General features: G+C 66.2%; 21 protein-coding genes. 3 read left to right on the forward strand and 18 right to left on the reverse strand.

Translation table 11 applies throughout. The features are described from left to right. Positions 1-26: 26 nt before the first annotated feature. Together greB and BM070_RS24855 are read right to left on the reverse strand one after the other, a co-directional pair. Complete coding sequence (gene greB, locus BM070_RS18085; RefSeq protein WP_092940748.1) at positions 27-602, reverse strand: transcription elongation factor GreB; 576 nt, start codon at positions 600-602, stop codon at positions 27-29. A 132-nt stretch (positions 603-734) separates the two neighbouring features. Next, positions 735-908, reverse strand: a complete 174-nt coding sequence (locus BM070_RS24855) for a hypothetical protein (RefSeq protein ID WP_175518541.1) — start codon at positions 906-908, stop codon at positions 735-737. Positions 909-1,379: 471 nt separating this feature from the next. On the opposite strand from BM070_RS24855, the gene BM070_RS18090 reads away from it, so the two are divergent. From BM070_RS18090 to BM070_RS18100, 3 genes are all read left to right on the forward strand, one after another. After that, a complete protein-coding gene (locus BM070_RS18090) occupies positions 1,380-1,817 on the forward strand; it encodes a LexA family protein (protein ID WP_092940749.1) in 438 nt (145 codons plus the stop codon). 22 nt (positions 1,818-1,839) lie between these two features. After that, positions 1,840-3,138 (forward strand): Y-family DNA polymerase, encoded by a 1,299-nt coding sequence (locus BM070_RS18095; RefSeq protein ID WP_092940750.1) that lies wholly within the window; start codon positions 1,840-1,842, stop codon positions 3,136-3,138. Positions 3,139-3,277: 139 nt separating this feature from the next. Beyond that, the gene (locus tag BM070_RS18100) at positions 3,278-3,478 is read left to right on the forward strand and encodes a hypothetical protein (RefSeq protein ID WP_092940751.1); all 201 of its coding nucleotides are present in this window, start codon (positions 3,278-3,280) and stop codon (positions 3,476-3,478) included. Positions 3,479-3,514: 36 nt separating this feature from the next. Here BM070_RS18100 and BM070_RS18105 read toward each other — a convergent pair whose 3' ends face one another. From BM070_RS18105 to BM070_RS18175, 16 genes are all read right to left on the reverse strand, one after another. Continuing rightward, positions 3,515-3,757, reverse strand: a complete 243-nt coding sequence (locus BM070_RS18105) for a hypothetical protein (RefSeq protein WP_092940752.1) — start codon at positions 3,755-3,757, stop codon at positions 3,515-3,517. A gap of 121 nt (positions 3,758-3,878) precedes the next feature. Continuing rightward, positions 3,879-4,673 (reverse strand): DNA adenine methylase, encoded by a 795-nt coding sequence (locus BM070_RS18110; RefSeq protein ID WP_092940753.1) that lies wholly within the window; start codon positions 4,671-4,673, stop codon positions 3,879-3,881. A 340-nt stretch (positions 4,674-5,013) separates the two neighbouring features. After that, on the reverse strand, positions 5,014-5,295 hold the full coding sequence (locus BM070_RS18115) for a hypothetical protein (RefSeq protein WP_434803200.1): 282 nt from the start codon (positions 5,293-5,295) through the stop codon (positions 5,014-5,016). Continuing rightward, entirely contained in the window at positions 5,292-5,645 is a 354-nt protein-coding gene (locus tag BM070_RS24385) for a ubiquitination-like system serine protease family protein (RefSeq protein WP_139222868.1), read from the reverse strand. Before BM070_RS24385 ends, BM070_RS18115 begins: the two co-directional genes overlap by 4 nt. Then, positions 5,642-6,007: a hypothetical protein gene (locus BM070_RS18120; protein ID WP_092940755.1), complete on the reverse strand. Its 366-nt coding sequence runs from the start codon at positions 6,005-6,007 to the stop codon at positions 5,642-5,644. Before BM070_RS18120 ends, BM070_RS24385 begins: the two co-directional genes overlap by 4 nt. Next, on the reverse strand, positions 6,004-6,879 hold the full coding sequence (locus tag BM070_RS18125) for a lysozyme (protein ID WP_092940850.1): 876 nt from the start codon (positions 6,877-6,879) through the stop codon (positions 6,004-6,006). Before BM070_RS18125 ends, BM070_RS18120 begins: the two co-directional genes overlap by 4 nt. A 151-nt stretch (positions 6,880-7,030) precedes the next feature. Beyond that, the gene (locus tag BM070_RS24390) at positions 7,031-8,203 is read right to left on the reverse strand and encodes a hypothetical protein (protein WP_139222869.1); all 1,173 of its coding nucleotides are present in this window, start codon (positions 8,201-8,203) and stop codon (positions 7,031-7,033) included. Continuing rightward, positions 8,200-8,922, reverse strand: a complete 723-nt coding sequence (locus tag BM070_RS18135) for a head decoration protein (protein ID WP_092940757.1) — start codon at positions 8,920-8,922, stop codon at positions 8,200-8,202. The genes BM070_RS24390 and BM070_RS18135 overlap by 4 nt, the downstream gene beginning before the upstream one ends. A 23-nt stretch (positions 8,923-8,945) precedes the next feature. Then, on the reverse strand, positions 8,946-9,296 hold the full coding sequence (locus BM070_RS18140) for a hypothetical protein (RefSeq protein ID WP_245785288.1): 351 nt from the start codon (positions 9,294-9,296) through the stop codon (positions 8,946-8,948). Next, positions 9,293-9,730: a hypothetical protein gene (locus BM070_RS18145; protein WP_092940758.1), complete on the reverse strand. Its 438-nt coding sequence runs from the start codon at positions 9,728-9,730 to the stop codon at positions 9,293-9,295. Before BM070_RS18145 ends, BM070_RS18140 begins: the two co-directional genes overlap by 4 nt. Before the next feature lie 75 nt (positions 9,731-9,805). Beyond that, the gene (locus tag BM070_RS25200) at positions 9,806-11,905 is read right to left on the reverse strand and encodes a hypothetical protein (protein WP_092940759.1); all 2,100 of its coding nucleotides are present in this window, start codon (positions 11,903-11,905) and stop codon (positions 9,806-9,808) included. Positions 11,906-11,982: 77 nt separating this feature from the next. Further along, positions 11,983-12,417, reverse strand: a complete 435-nt coding sequence (locus BM070_RS18155; RefSeq protein WP_092940760.1) for a hypothetical protein — start codon at positions 12,415-12,417, stop codon at positions 11,983-11,985. Then, positions 12,414-13,412 (reverse strand): hypothetical protein, encoded by a 999-nt coding sequence (locus BM070_RS18160; RefSeq protein WP_092940761.1) that lies wholly within the window; start codon positions 13,410-13,412, stop codon positions 12,414-12,416. Before BM070_RS18160 ends, BM070_RS18155 begins: the two co-directional genes overlap by 4 nt. Then, a complete protein-coding gene (locus tag BM070_RS18165) occupies positions 13,412-14,599 on the reverse strand; it encodes a hypothetical protein (protein ID WP_092940762.1) in 1,188 nt (395 codons plus the stop codon). Before BM070_RS18165 ends, BM070_RS18160 begins: the two co-directional genes overlap by 1 nt. Positions 14,600-14,607: 8 nt before the next feature. Then, positions 14,608-18,138 carry a hypothetical protein gene (locus tag BM070_RS18170; RefSeq protein WP_092940763.1) on the reverse strand — a complete coding sequence of 1,177 codons (3,531 nt, stop codon included), beginning with the start codon at positions 18,136-18,138 and terminating at the stop codon, positions 14,608-14,610. Then, positions 18,135-18,554, reverse strand: a complete 420-nt coding sequence (locus tag BM070_RS18175; protein WP_139222870.1) for a hypothetical protein — start codon at positions 18,552-18,554, stop codon at positions 18,135-18,137. The genes BM070_RS18170 and BM070_RS18175 overlap by 4 nt, the downstream gene beginning before the upstream one ends.

An 18,554-nucleotide genomic window follows, 5' to 3' on the forward strand; every position in this document is an offset into this window, starting at 1 on the left:
CCAGAGGACCGACGGCCGGAGCGCCTTCAGGTCGCAGGCGCGGCCGGATCGGGATAGCGGACTGACAGCACCTCCAGCGTGCGCGTGCCGCCGGGCGTCTGCAGCGCGACGGCGTCGCCCTCGCGCGCCTTGAGCAAGGCACGCGCCACGGGTGAGATCCAGCTGACTTCCGACCGCCCGTTGTCCGCCTCGTCCACGCCCAGGATGGTGATGGTGCGTTCGGCGCCTTCGTCGTCCGCATACGTCACCGTGGCGCCGAAGAAGATCTGGTCGGAACCCGCATGCACGGACGGGTCCACCACCTCCGCGATTTCCAGCCGCTTGGTCAGAAAGCGGATACGCCGGTCGATTTCACGCAGGCGCTTCTTGCCGTAGAGATAGTCGCCGTTCTCGGAACGGTCGCCGTTGCTCGCGGCCCAGTGGACCACTTCCACGACCCGCGGCCGCTCGTTGTCCATCAGATCCAGCAGTTCGGAGCGCAGCCGGGCATAGCCGGCCGGCGTCATGTAGTTCTTGCTGCCCGCAGGCAAAGGGGCGGCAGCGACTTCGTCGCCGTCGTCCTCGACCGCTGCATCGTTCTCTTTGGTGAAAGCCTTGCTCATATCCTGTGACCTGTCTCAATCGCTGCGCCGATTCTCATGCTGCCGGCCCTCGATCCAAAGCGGACAACGGGGCACAGCCCCGACCCGCTAGGAGCCGATGCACGCGCGCACACGAACGGCATTGTGTGTCGGTCATTGATAGGGCGGAGGATCCTGCACCGGCTTGTCTCCGCCGGGGCTGGCCGGTGGATCGTCCACCTCCGGCGAAGGCACCCACTGCGGAGAAGGCGGCATTTCGATGGGAGGAACCGGCTGGGGCTGGCCGCCGGGGTTGGGCATGGGAACCGACATCTGGAATGTGGACATGGCATCGCCTCGTTTCAGTGAAGCTTCCAAGTTAAACCCACCCGAAGAGCCCCCCGTGACAGCCAATGCCGCGACCTCGGAGGCGGGCGCTGGCCCACACAAGCACTTTGCCAGTGCAGAGACCCGGCACGCACATCAATCACGCGAAAGGGGGCACCGCGAGAAACTGCGCAATCGCCTGGAGCGCAAACCGCAAAAGGCGACGCACAACGGAAAAAGCCCTAGAACATTTCTGTTCTAGGGCTTACCGTTTGGTGCGGCTGGCAGGAATCGAACCCACGACCCCTTGGTTCGTAGTTTTGCTTCTGCACCTAAGTCATTGATTTAACAAGCACATGAGCCGTCCGCTTCCACCTGACCGTGCTCTGTCATGTACAGCGTTTCGGTGGGCAATCCCCCAAAAGTCCCCGCTAATCTTACGATTCCGCCTGCTGATCCGCACTGCTGAGTCGTGAAAGATATACTGTATGAATGAACAGCACTATCCAGCCGATAGCAGTTAACTGCGAGCGCACCTCCATCTATCTGCCACTGGCGGATGCGAGTGTTCGGGCTGGATTTCCCTCGCCGGCAGCAGACTTCGGCGAATCGCGCATCGACTTGGTGGCCGAACTCATCAGGCATCCGCAGGCCACCTACCTGCTACGCGTGCGCGGCCTGTCCATGGTAGAGGCCGGCATTGATGACAACGACATCGTGGTGGTTGACCGTGCCTTGAAGCCCGCAACCGGAAACATCGTTGTGGCCGTGGTGGATGGCGATTTCACGGTCAAGTACCTGCAGTTGCGCGCCGGCCGAGTCAAGCTCAAAGCGGCCAATCCCACCTTTCCAGACATCACGTTCAAGGACGGACAGACCGTCGAGGTGTGGGGCGTGGTCACCAGCTGCATCAAACAGTTCATCCGCTAGGGGCACGCATCAGTGCAGACCTATGTACGCCCTGGTCGATGGCAACAATTTCTACGTTTCGTGTGAACGGGTGTTCCGGCCGAGCCTGATCGGCAGGCCGGTGGTGGTGCTGAGCAACAACGACGGATGCGCGATCGCTCGAAGCAATGAGGCCAAGGCGCTGGGCATCGCAATGGGCGCGCCGTGGTTCCAGATCCGCCACTTCGAGGAGACCGCGGGCCTGGTGGCGCTGTCGGCCAACTTCGTGCTGTACGGCGACATGAGCGACCGGATGATGAGCCTGGCGGCCGGCCTCGGCCCCACGCAGGAGATCTACAGCATCGACGAGTCGTTCGTGGGCCTGCACGGCGTGCGGGGCGATCTTGTGCAGCGCAGCCGTGCCGTGCGGGCGCGCATCCTGCAGTGGACAGGCATCCCGTGCGGCATCGGCATCGGCACTACCAAGACTCTGGCCAAGCTCGCCAACCACATCGCCAAGACGGCCGAGCGCAAGCCCGGCAGCTACCCGGCCGAGCTGGCCCAGGTGTGCAACCTCGCCGCCCTGCCCGCGCGTGCACTGGAGGAGGTGCTGCGCGGCACCCCCGTCTCCGACGTGTGGGGCGTGGGCCGGCGCATCGGCGCGCAGCTGATCGAGGCAGGCGTGCTCAATGTGCTCGACCTCACGCAGTTGGACCCGGCCCTGGTGCGGCGCCGGTGGAACGTCGTGCTGGAGCGCACCGTGCGCGAGCTGCAGGGCATGCCTTGTGTGCAGCTGGAGGATGTGCCGCCACCGAAGAAACAGATCGCCTGCACTCGGTCGTTCGGACGGCCGGTAACCGACCTGGCGCCACTACTGGAAGCGGTGAGCGAATTCGCCAGCCGGGCCGGCGAGAAGCTGCGCGAACAGGGAAGCTTGGCGGCCCAGCTGCTGGTGTTCGCGCACACGTCGCCGCATCGTGAGGGACCGCGATTTTCCCGCTCGGTGGTAATGCCGCTGCGCCGGCCCACGGCCGACACTGGCCTGCTGGTGGGTGCGGCGGTCGCCGGCATCCGGCAGATCTACGAGCCCGGGTATCAGCTCATCAAGGCCGGCGTAATGCTGCTGGATCTGCAGCCCGGCACCACGCACCAGGGCGAATTGGAACTGGAGGTCGAGGGTGGCCGCGACAAGTCCCGTCTCATGACTGCGCTGGACACGATCAATGCACGATACGGCAAGGGTACGCTACATGTTGGCGCTACAGGCATCGAGGGAGCGACGCGGGAATGGGGCATGCGGCAGGAGCGCCGCACGCCCCGATACACCACCCGCATCGACGAACTGGCCCTGGTGAGGGCATAGTGCCGGCTGTAGGCTCAGCGGCCGGCACCACCCATAGCAATTGAGACTCGGAAAAGGCCGGATGTCGGCCTGTGCCACTCAGACCATGATTCTCCCTGCAGCAGTTCGCTGCGCCACAGGAGTAGAAAAATTGCGTGAGATGTACGAGTACGAGCTAGACCAAAAAACCGCCATCAAGCGTGGCGAAGAGTTGTACCCGGATGGGTTCGTATTGGAAGAAGACCGGGCACCGCCCTTCCTGCATGCAGGCCCCATGGGGCTAGAGAGTTGGGCCCAAGCCGCGACGCGGTGGCGCATCGTCCCCAAGAAGGGGGAGCATCCGGACAAGCCGGAGCGGTAAAAGCAGCGCGGGTAGCGTGCCCGCGCTGCCCAGCTATCAAAAATGCCGCTGCTCACCGGGAAGGTTGATGACGATGTCCGGGAGGCTCGCTTGGCCGGAGGCGATCGCTTGCAACTCCTCTGCGCCGAATACCTCCAGCAGCTTGGCGGCACGCCGGTCCAGCTCGTTCTGGGCCAGGCGAGCCCAGTCCGGGTAGGTTTCGATCAGCTCTTTGCCAGCGGGATTGTTGCGGGTGTAGCCCGTCAGATAGTCCGCGATTTTGTCGTTCGTGTAGCTCATTCTTCGCTCCTGTTGGTTGGCTTCGGGATGGCTCCATTGACGCTCTGGTGCGCCACATCTCCAAGCGGCTCGGGAGTGTCCGACGGCGCCGTCGGACACTTCCACCGCTTGACTCAGGCGCTCAGAAAAGGCCTGCGGGCTCGGCCTCGCGGTCCCAGCTATAGATCACCAGCTCGTTCCGCTCAACGCCCTTGCCGCCGCCGGCCACTTGGTACGTGATGGGCACCACATCCATCTGCAGCCCAGCGAAGCACGTGCGGACGTCCGGATGGTCGTTGATGCTCAGAATCGCCCTGCCCTTGAGCTGCCGCATGGTGGCAGCCATGGCCTCGTACTGCGGCCACTCGAATGGGACGCCGTAGCCCTCGGTTTGCCAGTAGGGCGGGTCCAAGTAAAAGAGCGTGTGCGGCCGGTCGTATCGCCGCATGCACTCCTGCCAGTCCAGCCGCTCGATGTAAGCGCTTGTGAGGCGCAGATGCGCAGCGCTGAGGTCTTCCTCCAGCCGCAGCAGGTTGACCGTGGGCGCAGCCACGGTGGTGGCCGTGCCCCACGTCTGGCCCTGCACTCGGCCGCCGAAGGCCTGGTGCTGGAGGTAATAAAAGCGAGCAGCCCGCTGGATGTCGGTGAGCGTTTCCGGCGGGGTGGACTGCACCCACTTGAAAACCTCCCGGCTACTGAGCGCCCATTTGAATTGCCGCACGAACTCTTCGAGGTGCCGCTGCACGACCCGATACAGGTTGACGAGTTCGCCGTTGATGTCGTTGATGACTTCGACCTCGGCGGCCGGGCGCATGAAGTAGAGCGCGGCGCCGCCGGCAAAGACCTCGACGTAACAGGTGTGCGGAGGGAAGCGCGGGATGATGATGTCCGCGAGGCGGCGCTTGCCGCCGATCCACGGGATGATGGGGTTTGCCATAGTGGGCTCCAGGGGTTGATACACTGCCCCCGCCTGTACAGGTGGGCGGGGCCTTGGCTGGGCTCACAGGCTCGTTCTGTGGGTCTGGCGGTCGCCCGGGTGCTGCAACACCCTGACGGTCGCTCCGTTCTTTTTTTCCAACTCCATGCGCCAGGCGGCGCACGAAGCTCAGTCGATGCGCGGTGGCGGTTCGCTGTCGTTCCTCGGGGGCACTTCGCGCTCCGCTCGCTCATGGATCTCTTGCAGCCGCAACCGATGGTCGCGGCGCATGCGCTCCTCCAGTTGCCTGGCACGGCGTTGGCCGCCGGCACGCTGGGGTTGCGATGGCTGGGTGAGTCGATCAGGGTGCATCGCGACCCTCGATCGGTTTGCGGCAGTTGTCGAGGGCTGCGCGCAGCTGGCCTTCGTAGCCCTCGCGCCGCTCGATCTCGGCTTGCGCCGTACGGGTGAAGTCATCGACCGAGGCGCCCGGCTGCAGGCCCTCCGTGGGCATGCTGGGCCGTTCAGGCACGGGCTCTAGGCATGCCACAGGCACAGGCACGCGCACCTGCAGCGTCTCCACGCGCGGCGCGGCAGCGCAGCCGGACAGAAGCAAAGCGGCACCGAGCGCCGCGGGGATCATGTTTCGCATGATGTGTCCTCCACGGGATTGAGCGGCAGTGTTTGTCCACGCAGCTCATGAGAGCAATCGTCCAGAAACTGCACCGATCCGTCGTTGATCCACGAGTGGCAACGGAAGCCGCCCCGTCGCCCTCCGGGCGGCTCGGTGGTGAGCACACTTGGGCGAAGCGTTGGTGCTGATGTGCTGCCGTTCCAGGTCCAGCATCCAGTACCGTCACGCGTGCCCTGGCAGATCACCGGCAGCGTGAGGCGGCCAGTAGGCCCGGGGATGTTGAGGGTCAGGTGCGTAGCTTCTGCCGCAGCGCAGCTCACGTAGCAGCCACCCTGCAGGCGGACAGGCAAGGCCTTCATGGTTGCGTCCTCCCCTTGAGCCACCCATCGACCCGCACCTGAGCACTGGCGCACGGGTCGCCGGGTACGGGCGGCGGCGCTGCCAGGATCTGGTCTGCCCGTCGGGCGTGCCCTGCGGCGCGCGCAGCGGCCTCGCGGCGGGCAGCAGACGCCTCCAGCAGCCGCTTGTCGGCCAGATCGCTGAGCCGGCCGACCTCCGTGCTGCAGGCCTGGGCTGCGCCGCGCACGCCGGCCAGCTCCTGCGACTTGGCCGATACATCTCCACGCGCGGCGATGGCTTCATCGCGCTCGCCCAGGTAGCCCCAGACGAGCGCTGCGTTGGCGATGAGGCTGGCCAACAGCAGCGCCTGAAGCGCACTCACGACCAGCCCTCCCGGCGCACCTTGACGCGTTCCCAGACGATGTAGCCGCACAGCAGGACGATGCCGACCAGCAGCATGGGCAGCAGCCAGTCGCCGAGGCGTTCGGCGCTGCTCTTGATGTCGGTGACCGTGCGCGCAGTTTCCGCGATCGTGGCCACGGCCGCCGTGCCGCCGGCCGCCACGCTTGCGCGGTTGATCGTGCTGGCCGTCAGCGGGCGCTCGGCGTCCACCGCCTGCGGCATCAGGGTCTGGACGTCGTCCACGGGTGCTGCCGGGCTGGCGGCTGCGCCGGCGGGCCCGGAGGCGGGCGTCAGGTACAACTGCGACTCGGCCAGCCGGCGCGCCTCCAGGCCTGGCGACACTTCGCCGCCGGCCTTGTTCCACAGCCGGAAAGCCCGGGCCGCCGCCGCGGTGTCACCACGGTTGTGGGCCTTGAGCACAGAGGACTGGCGAAAGCCGTCCTTGGCGCCCTTCGGCTTGCTGCTGCCCGACCAGCCCAGGCCGATGTTGTAGGCCAGCACGACCATGGCCGCCAGCTGATTCTCGTTGGGCGGCACCGTGCAGGCCGCGCGCACGGCGGTTGCGATCTTGTCCAGCTCGACCGCCAGGCGCGCATCGGCCTCCTGCAGCGTCATGCGGTCGCCTTCGCGCACGCCTTCGGTGAAGCCCCAGCCAATGGTCCAGGGCGCACCGCTCAGGCCGCTGATCGATGCCGGGATGGCGAAGGGCGCGGCCAGGTACTTGCGCCACAGTCCGGCGCCGCGCAGCGCCTTGCCGAGCGGCGAATACGGGTCCGGGTACGCGTGGCCGACGAAGGCCTCACGGTCGTGCAGCAGCTTGATGCCGGCGGGGTTGATAGGGTAGGTCTGCATGGTCATGGGCTCCGTTTGAGGGACGAAAAAAAACCCGCCGGGGGTGACCAGGCGGGCCGTTGCAAAAGGCACGAACCCTATACGGGCGTGCCGGATACTGCGCGATCTGCGAAACCAGGACCGCAACTTAAAAGAAAATCAAATTAATCACCTAGATAAGGTACTCTATTATTATTCGCATGGGCTTTCCCGCCACATTAGCACCTTCCCCCGCAGATATGTTTATAGCCACATCATCATTACTAGTCCAAAACGTATATCTATAAGACGCACCAAGATAATCACTTGAAGAATTCGCCGGCATGTACGAATTACCCTCCGCGTACTGAGCAGCAACACAGACCGAAACAATAGATTCAGCCGGACAACCATGAGCGTACGTTGCCAATCCCCCAGCCGCAGGCATAACCCCCTCAATGAGCCTCTTTGCGGTACGAGGCGCAGATGGTCCCTGCCGCATTCCTCCGGGGGCCGAAATAGACCCTGAGTTATCAAAAACAATGGGGTTTGCATTACCAAGAAATAACTTCAACTCGATTTTTCCATCGGTTCTACCGCCCTCCCCTATAGTAAGTGCGCCAAGATAACGCACACCCTGATGTATCGCAACGAATATTGAATACTCGTTATTTTCATTATTTGCATCGATACTAATAACAGAAGGTCTATCCCCCCAAAAATAAGAACTGGGACGGCCTATATCCCCATGCTGCGATATCGAATTACTAGAACCCAAGAACTCAATAGATCCTGAAACAGGGCCGCCTGTTAGAGACAACTTGCCATCCAGAGCAGTTTTCGTTGCCGTACTGACTGGAAGCTTTTCCAAGCTATCCGTTCCCGTCCCCCCGTATGCCGGGGATAACTGCCCCGATGAATTGAAGCGGGATGTGAGCCACTTCAGGCTATTGCGGAGGGTCTGCACGATCGACTGCCAGGCCAGCGCGGTGCCAGCCGCAGGCAGGTCAGGGATCGCAGCGGCGTCGGTGAGCGAAGCCGAGAGAAACTGCGTCTTGAAGTCGGCAATCGTGACCTGGCGCATCTGCAGACTGTTGGCCGAGTCCCCGATGCTGATGATGTCCGCATCCACCAGCACCGACTTCGCGGCGACGTTGGCAGACGAACCGAACTGAATGCCGGTGAAGATCCAGTAAGGCGCAGTCTTGATCCACACCCGATTGTTGGCCTCGACGTAGTGCTCACCGAGCACGCCGGCCGCATCGCTCGGAGGGCCATCGCCGAACGACCACTTCGTGGAGAGAGTGCGCAGGACTTCGAGGGTCACCAGATCCTGCGGCTGACTGACGATGCCGAGGTGCTTCATGCGACCACCGCGACCCTATATTGGCCCGTCGTCGGCGCAACAGCGAACGTCAGCTGCACCGTTTCGTCGCTGTTGGCCACCCAGTCACACAGCACACCGGCATTGGTTGCCGTCTCGCGCACGCTCAACTGCACGTCACGGGTGCCCAGGTTGTGCGCCACGGTGATCGTGGTGGCCGTGCCGTCGCCGATCGTGGCAACTGCCTTGCGCGCCACCACGGCGGTGTCGATAGCCACGACCGCGCCGTTGATCGTGATGCCAGCGCCTGCCGTGTAGCTCTTGCCGCCACCGAACTGGCCCCAGGCCAGCGCCGTGGTGCCGATGGTGATGGGGGCATCGGTGGTCATCTGCCACTGCTGGTTGCCGAGCGTCGCGCCTTCCGAGACGAACACCGCAGCGCCCAGCACCTCGGCCGACGCGTCGAAGTCGGCAGCCCGGGTCCACGCGCCGGAGGCGGCCCGGTAGATGCCGTTATCGGCGGCGCTGGTCTGGTCTTTCACAAGCACTCGATCGCCCGCGGCCAGGGCCACGCCGTCGATGGTTTGAAGGCCTGACAGCGTGATGTTGGCCGTGGTCGCCGCGCGCACCGGGTCTTTCCACTTCAGGCCCTGCACGGCAGCGTCGAGCTGGGCCTTGGTGACGGCATCCTGCGGGTTCTGCGCGTCGGCGAGGTTGGTGATGCGGTTGCCGTTGGCGTCGAGGTTGTTGGTGATCTTCATGGTTGTGGGCTCCTAGGGGTCGGTCAGTTGCAGATCGCACGGCCGGCGAGCGGCACGCTGTGGGTGATGCGGGCGGTGGTGAGGTCGAGGTGCCGGACGTCGGGGCAGATCTCCGCGCCCAGGTGGTCCAGCACGGTGATGGCGGGGTAGCGGCCCAGGTTGTGAGCGACCGTCCAGACGGACGCGGCGCTGTCTTGCACGTGCGTGTAGCGGCTGCCGGCGCCCTCGCCTGCCGGGCCGGCCGGCCCTTGCTCCGCTGTCTCGATGACCAGCAGATCGGCCACCTCTTCGCGCAAGGCCTGGACGGGCTCCAGCACGTAGAGGTCGGCGCCGGCCTCGTCGCCGCAGTCCTGCAACCATTCGAGCGCCGTCATGGCAGCACCTGCACGATGCCGGCATCGACGGACAGATCGCCCTGCAGCACGCGGCGGTTGATGCCGTCGGCACCGCGCACGACAAGCCCGAAAACGGCCTTGCTCCAGCTGATGGCTGCGGCGTCCGCAGGGCTCACCACGATGTCGATCGCCCCCGGCACCGCGCCCAGCGTCAGGCCGTTCCCCACGGTCAGCCGCAGGTAGAGCGTGCCGCCCGGCGCGCTGCGGATCTCCATCGCAGCATCGCTGCCGGTCAAGTCGGTCGGCACGAAGGCCGAGCGGGGCACCGGCAGGCCGGTTTCGGCGTGGACGATCGCGCCATTGCGCAACTCGACCGGGCATGCGTAGGAGCCCAGACGCAGGCGCTTGCGCATGCCCTCCGGCTTGGCGATGACCCAAATGGCCCCGCCGCCGATCATGATGGTTTGCTGCATGTTTTCTCTCTTGCAAATGACCGCGCCCGCCGGGCGGTGAGGCCGTGGCGGGCGCGGAAGGTGGAGGGTGGAAAGCTAGATCTCGATGCGCGTGACGGGCAGTTGCGGCGCGGTGCCGGTGATGGCTCCACCCTGCACGAATACGCTCTGGCCGGCGGCGATCTGCAGCGGGTTGCGCACACTCACAACGCCCGTGCCGGTGAGCTGCACGCGGGCCACAGCACCGTTGACCGACTGCACTACGCCGGTCTGCACCGGCGCCTCGGGCTGCAAGTCGAGCAGGCGCTTGTAGAGGTTGCTCGACGCGCTCCCTGCGCCCAGGCCCTTGGGCGCGGACGATGTGCGCTCCACGGCCAGTTGCTGGCGCACGGTGGGCATGTCGGCCGTAATGGTGATGCCGCGCACCAGGCCGCGCCAAGTCTCTGCCGGCTCCTGCACCTCGATCAGATAGCCGGGGAGGATGAGGCCAGGATTCGTGCCGCCGGTCAGCAGCGGCAGCGTGATGGGGTGCCGGTGCGTGATGGCGGCAGCGGCGATCACCGCGCTGCCGCGCTGGCGCGCCGCGTCGACATGCGTCACCAGCGCGTCGGTCACCTGGGGTGCCAGCACCTCGCCGGCCGAGCCGGCGCGCACCACATGGCCCAGCACCCCGGCGCCGGTCTCGCCCGAGACGTACACGGCGTCGTAGCGCGCAGCGCCCAGCGCTTGCAGAGTGTCTGCGGTGATGATCTGGCCCGGCATGCGCACCGTGGGCACCGCGGATGCCCAGTCCCAAGGCATCACGGCATAGCGAGGGGCGATCTGCAGCCTGGCGTCGACGCAGTGGCTGCGCACCACGCCGCCTGCGGCTTCGGCGATGCGTTGCACGACGGACAGCGGCGAGCCCTGATGGCTCCATGCGCCGGCAGGCACCAGCCAGTCCTGCATGGCCCAATCGAGCGACACGCCCGTCATGTCCAGCGCCTGCAGCGCGAGCTGCTGCGCGGTCATGTCGCTGCTGTTGCTCCACACCGATGCCGGCATGTGCGGGGCGCCTAAGAGCGATGTGACGCTGGCGCCGCGCACCTGCACGCCGTGGTCTCCGAACTTGCGCGAGCGCTCGGGCGGGTCGATGGCGAAGACCCAGGCGATGCCGTTGATGGTGACGCGCACGCGCGCCGGCAGGCCGCCCGATGGGGCGAGCTGGTCGAGCAGGTGGACAGGCCCGCGCGCGGACATCGACCAGCCGAAGCCGTCGTCGTCGGCCGTGATGGAGATGCCCTGCAGCTGCACACGCTCCAGGCTCGGCAGCAGCACGGCGTCGATGGTGTTGACGGACATGTAGACCCTTAGAAGCGGGATGACGAACTGCGGCTGCGGCGCGGTGCCGGTGTGGCGCTCGCAGACGAAGACCAGGCCGACGGGCGACGCGCCACTGCCTGCGGGCATCTCGAACAGCAGGCGCGCGGGCAGCGCGGGCACATAGCAAGGATCTGGCAAGGGTGGAACCGGCTGCCAGGCCGAGATGCCTGGTGGCGGCTTGCGGCCCTGCTCGAATGCCAACTGCCAACCTCGACCCTGCGGCAGTCCACGCCGGAAGCCGGAGACCTGCAGCAGTGCCAACTGACCCGCACGCTCGAAGCGCTGGAGCGCCTGGGCGCGCAGGCGCGCGGCCTGCTGGAACGGCTGCAGGGCGGCCACGCGCAGCCCGGCCGCCTGCTCGAAGCCGCCGCGCACGGCCGTGCGCAGCTGCACGGCCTGCTGAAGGCGCTGCGCCGCAGGTGGCACCGCCAGGCGGCGGGCCTGCTCGTCGGCAACACGGGCGATCTGGGCCCAGCGAGCCGACTGCTGCCAGCGCCCCTGCAGCATGGCCTGAACGGGTTGCGCAGGCTGCGCGAGCACTGCCACGGCGGCATGCGCGCGGGTGCCCTGCTGCCAGCCCTGCAGCCCGCCGCCGAAGGCCTTTCGGCCCTGCTGCCAGCTGCTGGCGACATCACCGGCGACGGGGCGATCGACGTTGACCAGATAGCGCGCCTCGACGTGCCCACGAAGGCCCGTGATGGACCCCGTCGCCGCGATGCGCGAGACAACGCGCAATGGCACCACACCCTGCAGGCCCGTGATGCGCCCGGTGCCGGCCAACTGCACGGGCGGGCGCGTTGTGCCCCCGCCCTCGTCGCCGAAGACCAGGCGCACCGGACTGTCCGGCGAATTCGCCGGCTGGTCGAATCGCAGGCTCGTTGCGCCATCGTCATTTGCCACACGTCATGCCCTCACGACAAGGTGGTGCTGCCGAGCACGACCAGGCCCCCGGCGTAGAGCAGCGGAGAGGTCTCGCCGGCCGGCGTCAGCCCGCCCATGACGCGCCAGCAGCCGTCGTGTGCCGTGTCGGTCACATCGCCACGCACCAGCACGGCGCCCGCCGCGCTGACCCAGTCACCCCAGCGCGGCAGGCCTTGCTGCAGCACCATGGCGCCGGCTTCATCGGCCGGGTGGAGCACCAGCAGGCCGTCCACGATGGAGGCACAGGGCTTGGCAAGCACGATCTCAGCCTGCGGCGCGTCCGCATGCGCGGTGCCGATGGTGGCGGGGCGGGCCGTGTTGTAGATCCGGATGCGGGAGCTGCCCGAGCCGGCGTCCGCCGCCATGATGGTGGCCTGCAGCTGGGCCTGCGACAGGGCCGCACCGATCTCCCACACACCGCTCATGACGACACCTGGGCGGTCAGGTTGCTGGCGGCCACCGGGCGGAAGTTGCCCGATGCATCCTCGGCCAGGGTGAGCCATGCCTGCGAAGGGTCGATGCCGCGGAACTCGAAAGCGCCCGTGACGGGGTCGCTCCAGACCTCGCGCGCCACCAGCTTGTCGCGCTGCCGCAGCAGCAGCACGCGGGCGCGGACGGGTACGTCGGGCGAGCCCTTGATGGCCGTGGTGCCCCAGACACGGCCAGCACCGCCGAACTCAGCGTCCAGCGCCAGGGCCGGGCCGTCGAGGCCGGCGACACGCAAGGGCTGCACTGCTTCGGCCCAAGCCACAGCGGCCTCCACGCTGACCGTTTTGGGCTCTGCATAGGGCACGAACGTAGGGCTCGGCGCGAACTGGAGGCGCAGCGTCTGACCAGCGTCCACCGTGGCCAGCAGCACGTCCTGCAGCACGTCAGACACCGAGCGCTCGAACAGGTGGATCTGCTGCTGCGCATCCACCGCGCGCAGGTACATGTCCAGCGATCCATCCGCCCCGGCCTGGGCCGCGAACCACAGCAACGCCGAGTTGCTGCCTGACTGGCAAATGCTGCCCGCCACGACCGTTGAAGCGGTCGGCCCGCCCGCGGCGATCGAGCCCGATTGCAGCGCGCAGTCCTTGTCTGCCGGGTGAAAGACCAACACATAGCCACGACTCTGACTGTGCGGCAGTGGCGGCAGGATCATGCGTGATACGCCGGGCAGCGCCACCAGAGCGCTGCCATCGATCATCGATGCTCGGCCTCCGGCATACCACTCCACCGCGCCCTCCGCTGACACCGCCATGCCGCGTGCATCGACCAGCCCGTTGCTTTCGACCATCGCGGCGCTGTCGCCCAGGGCCACAGCGCTGGCAGAACGGCCCTGCAGCCAGGCGGCAGCGATGTCGCGCGGATCATCTGAGACGGCTGTAACAGTGATGGACGAGGCGTAGGCCTCGCCCGTGAAGCTAGCCGCCGGCATCAGAGCCTCCAGGGTCCGGTCAGATCCACGAACATCGTGCCCACTTGACCAGCGCCGCTCTCGTGGGTGTAGTCGACCCCACCCGTATTGAGCGCCAGCAGCCTGCGGCCCAGATATGCACCTTGCCCGTCGATGACCGTGCCTGCCCTGAAACTCCGGCCCAGCTGCTGGGGCGAGTGATACACGCCGGGCAGGCGCCCGCGGAAGCCCGCCGGCCCCACAATGACTTCCACAGGAGCGAGCCTTAGCGAGTTGTCTGCCCCGTTCGGGAAAGGCAGCCCGATACCCTGATACGCGGCAGTGCCGCTGCGGCCTGAGAGATAAGCGCTAGCCCGCCAGCCGACCACGGCGCCACGCAGTCCCAGGTAGCCCCGCGGCAGATACATGCCGCCGCCCGAGCTGTTGCTGACCCCCACGTCACCGGCGCCGGCATCGTAGATGAACCGATACTCGGAGCCGGAGATGCAAGCCGCATACGGGTCGCCCGAGCGGTAGGGCACGATGTCTCCGAAGCAAACCACCGACGAGCCGTAGGCACCGAAGACCGTCGAGCGCGGCTCGACATACAACAGCATGAACCGCTCGTCTGCAACGATGCACCATGGGCGAGAGGTCGATGTCGCATCGGTACTCTTAGCCCACACCATCTGCTGCTTGTCCTGAGTCATCGAAAGGAGGGGGAAGCGCCCCATGCCGTCAGAAATTCCCGACATCGACTCATATCCATCGACCACCCCCCAGTTAGCGCCAGAGTCATCCACGCGCAGCACGCAGCCGGTGGCCTCCGCAGCCGATGGCTTGAGCGCGATTACGTTCGCGAGCGCCCCCGGAAACAGCTCTTGCCAGGTCGCCGGAGCGACCTTGCTGGTGATGGAGCCGGAGGCGGTGCCATCGGCCACGCCGGGCGCGGGGAAGGTCACCGTATTGCCAGCGACCGACGCGATGCGTTTTTCGCCGTTGAGGGCCGCCGGAGTGGCGCCTGCCAAGGCGACGATAGTGCCCGCCTTGGCGGACGGAGGCGCGGAGTAGGTGGCCGTGGCCACACCACCGGACACGGAAAGCGACGACACGGCGGAAGCGCCGAAGCCATCGACCAGGCAGGCCTTGAGCACGGAACGCAGGGCGCCCGGCGTGCCGGAAAGCTCCGGGGCGCCTGGCAGGGTGGAGTCGTAGCAGTAGATGGTCATGCAGGGCCTCAGATCACGGGGTTGGAGGGAGCGCGATCAACGTCGCCGCGCGCGGTCAGCTCGAAGGCGAAGTCGGTGCCCACGGCCTCGCTGGGCTGCGTGGTGCGGATCGCGGCGAAGGGGTAGTAGGTGCCCACGATGGGGAGGAAGAGCACATTGCCCGCCGCCCAGCCGCTGCCCCAGCCGAGCGGGCTCAGGCGGAAGATCGGCACGCCGGAGGCGGGGTTGATGGGTGCGATCTCGGTGTTGCGGCTGAAGGTGCCGAGGTTGCCCACGTGCTCGCCGATCACCTCCACGTCCATGCCACCGGACAACACGCGCAGCGCGAAGCGCTCGGTCATGGCACCTGCGTTAGTGACGGTGACTGGATAAGCCCCATCGTCGTACGTGGCTGAGGCCGGGTTGCCGATGGTGGCGTCTGCCCAGGTGATGCCGTCCCAACTCTGCTGGTCGAACACGGGCAGCGCGCGGGCGCGCAGGTTGCCGGCCATCATCGCGGCCGAGACCACCGAGCCCACCGGGAAGACGTGCGAGAGCTGCTTCGTCAGGCGCAGGGTGCCGTTGATCTGCACGTCCGCCACGCGCGCCATTTCCTCGATGCGGTGCTTGATGACCACCGGCTGCACCCAGTTGGTCACGTCGGTGATCGTGACCTTGCCTGCGTCCAGATCGGCGGTGTAGCCGGTGCGGATGAGCTTGCCATCGGCGCCGATGAGATAGACCCGCGAGAGACGCGTGCGGGCGCAGTCGATGGTCATGCCGGCGCTGTAGGTGGCTGCGGCGATGCGGCCCGTGTGGCCGATCACCACGTAGCTACCGACGCGGAAGATCGGCACGCGTCCGTCGGGCGGCAGGCGCACCGGGTCCAGGCCCAGGATGTCCGCATCGAGCGGGAGATACGCGTAGGAGACGCTGTTGTAGCGCAGCGTGGTGGGGTCCACCGGCCAGGGGCGCCAGATCTTGCCGGGCTGGACGGCACCCACATCGGCGGCGCTGTACCACCATTCAGCCTTCTGGGCATCGGTGAGGGTGGAGGCATCGATGAAGTCACCGAATTGCAACTCGCCCACACCCGACTCGAAGTCCATGCGTCCGAGCATGTGGGCGCCCGCAAAGCTGCCGTCGAGGTTCGTCGTAGCGGTCAGCGCATTGCCAGACACATCGGTCAACGTCAGCACCAATCCCCCGGGCTTCAGCGGAGCGCTTTGCGTACGGAAGAAGATCGATGCGGTGGTCCAGGGAGCACGACGCGTCCACAGACTCTGCAGAGACACCGAGCCGGGGTTGAGACCGACGATCCAGTCTGTCATGTTGACGCGCCCTGCCGCGTAGTCGATGGTGCCGCTCGCTTGCCCTGCGACGCTGTCCGTGCGGCCTCGATAGATCACCCCCTCGAAGTCGTCGTAGGTCTGGCCCATCCAGACGAAACGCACACTACCGGGCACGATCGAGTCCACAGTGAGTGGGCACATGTCGATGCTGACCGCCCCGCCGGCGAAAGATTCGGTCGCGGCGGTGGAGGCCAGCGGCGCGACCTTGTAGCGAACGATCACATTGCCAGCCACCTGCTCACCGACAGTGGTCGTGCCGTACTCACCGCCCTTGGATGACGCGCTCGACGTATTCGATGAACCGCCGCCGTACTGACCATCAGCTGAAATTGACGCCTGGAACGACTTCGCGTCTTCGTGGTCGGACTTGTAAGACTCTGTTGTCTTTGTCTGATCGACCAGCTTGAGCGTGATCGTCTTGGAGCTGTACAGCACCGTGCCCAGGTCCAGCGCAAAGCCTCCAGAGCCATCATCCGACGCTCGATGCGAGACGATGACTCGCCGCGAATTGCTGCTGTCACGCTGCACCTGCCGAGTCAGCGTGGCCGAAGTGCCTTCCTTCCTCGTGCGCCATCCGTGGTAACCGTATCCGTCGTTCCAGTACGCCCAGTAGCGCTTGCTCTCGTCGTTGGTCACGGCGGACATCGTCGTCAGGCTCCCGCCGCCGGTCTGCGTGACCTCCTGCGAGGTAGTCCACGCGACCTCGATCGAGCCTGCCACCGGCTGGCTTTGCAACACCAGCGTGGCGCTGCCCGTGGCGTCAACGCCGGGAGAGGAAAAGAGCTGCTCGACTTGCGCGCCGAACGAATACTCGACCTGCCACTCGCCCCCGGCGTCGATCATGTAGGGCGTGCTGAGCAGGAGGCTGCTGCTGGGGTAGTCGATGGTGCCAGTAGCCTCGCCGGAGAATCGGCCCACCCCGTCGTCTGTCACAGCGCGCAATATGCCGCCCGAGGTCCAACGCACCGTCACGGTTGTCGGCGTGGCGCCCGGGTTCGCAAGCCTCAGCGCTGTCAGCGGTGCATTGATCGACGCGCCTTGCGTGGCGCGATTGGTGAACGCCACACGCTCGGCCCACTGAATCACGATGCTGCTGGCATCGTCGGGCAAGGCCTGCAGCGTCATGTCCATGCTGCCGGTCGTGTAGATCACGCGGCCCGAGCCCGCCCCGGTGAGCAAGCCCTCGCCGTCATCAGCCAGCGTGTACCAGCTGCCCAAGGCCCGGTAGCTGACGATGACGGTGCCCGGTTCAGGCAGCGGCTTGAGCAGCGCCACGAAGCTGAACCCCCGGTTGCTCTGGCCGATCTTGATGCGCCGCGTGTGGGCCGCAACAGGCACCTCAACTCGACGCGGCGCCGTCGCCAGCACTACGGTTCGCTCCGCTGCTGGCCGCTGGTCGAGGGCCGTGGTTTCTGTTCGGCTGCTCGGCACGAGCTGCGTGTAGATGCTGGCGACGCGAAGTGTGCTGTCGCCCAGATCGACGGCTGTGGCAACGGGCGATGCGCCGTAATACGTTGCGGCATCTGCGACCGTGGTGTCGCGAATGATGGTCTTGCCTGCGGCTGTCGAGTAGTCGCGCGAGGGCGGGCTTCCCGGGAATTCGTAGCGCAGAGCATCGGACAGATCGACTTTCGTGACGGCCCCTTGGAAGTCCACGAATTGTCCGTTGATCGAGTAGGTGAACGTGCGTTGCTCTGTTTCAGTACGGGTAACGCGCACGTACTGGATACGCTCGGTCGAAGTGCCCTGCTGATACGTCAGCACCAAGGTGCGGCCGATGTCCGGCGCCGGCGTGCCAGGCCGATGCAGGATCTGGATGGATCGCATGCCGATCACGTGGTCTTCCAGCAGCACCCCGGACCAGGGAGTGCCCTGGATCAGGTAGTTGGCGATCGACTGCGCTATGGTGCTGCGCCGGGCGAAGAGCCCACACTTCGCCAGCGTCACTGCCACATTGGGGTCGCTCGGGGGTTGCGACAGAATGACGCTCGCGCCCATCAACGGCTCCGTGGTCGATGTCATCACCGCGGCGTGCAGTTGCCGGATGCTGACGTTGCCGCCAGCGCGGTCCGCTTCGGTGATGTCCTGAAATACCGAGTTGCTGGCACCGTAGGGCACTTCGGTGCCGGTGGGTCCGCCGCCGCCTTCGGGGACGTCGTCCATCACGCGGCTGGTCAGCAGCTTGATGTCGCCTTCTTGGATGGTCATGGGGTTTCGCTCGCTTCCAGAAATCGCAGCGTCAGGCTGCAGTAGTAGTCGGTGTCCAGCGGGTCGGCGTAGTCGATGACCGCGCTCATCGCCAGCGCGCGGCCCTCTTCCGCGTCGCCATGGTCGAACACCACGGTGAAAGCCTGGCCGCGCACATCGAGCGCCAGGCGCAGGCCGGGAATGGAGGCCCAGGAACGCAGCGTGCGCAGCGCTGCGCGGCTGATCCAGGCGCTGTCGCCATCGCCCTGCAGGGTGATGGGCCGGCCGCCGTTGCGGGCCATGGCGTCGATGATCAGCGTGCCGAAGATGCCGCGCTCGGTCTTCTGGGCGACCGGGGACCATGTGAGTTCATCGGTCCAGATGAGGTCTTGGGGCAAGGCCAGCGGGGTGCTGCCGTTGGTGAGGGTCATGCTCAT

Origin of the sequence: Paracidovorax wautersii, from assembly GCF_900113035.1 — a bacterium.
Classification (GTDB): Bacteria; Pseudomonadota; Gammaproteobacteria; order Burkholderiales; family Burkholderiaceae_C; genus Paracidovorax; species Paracidovorax wautersii.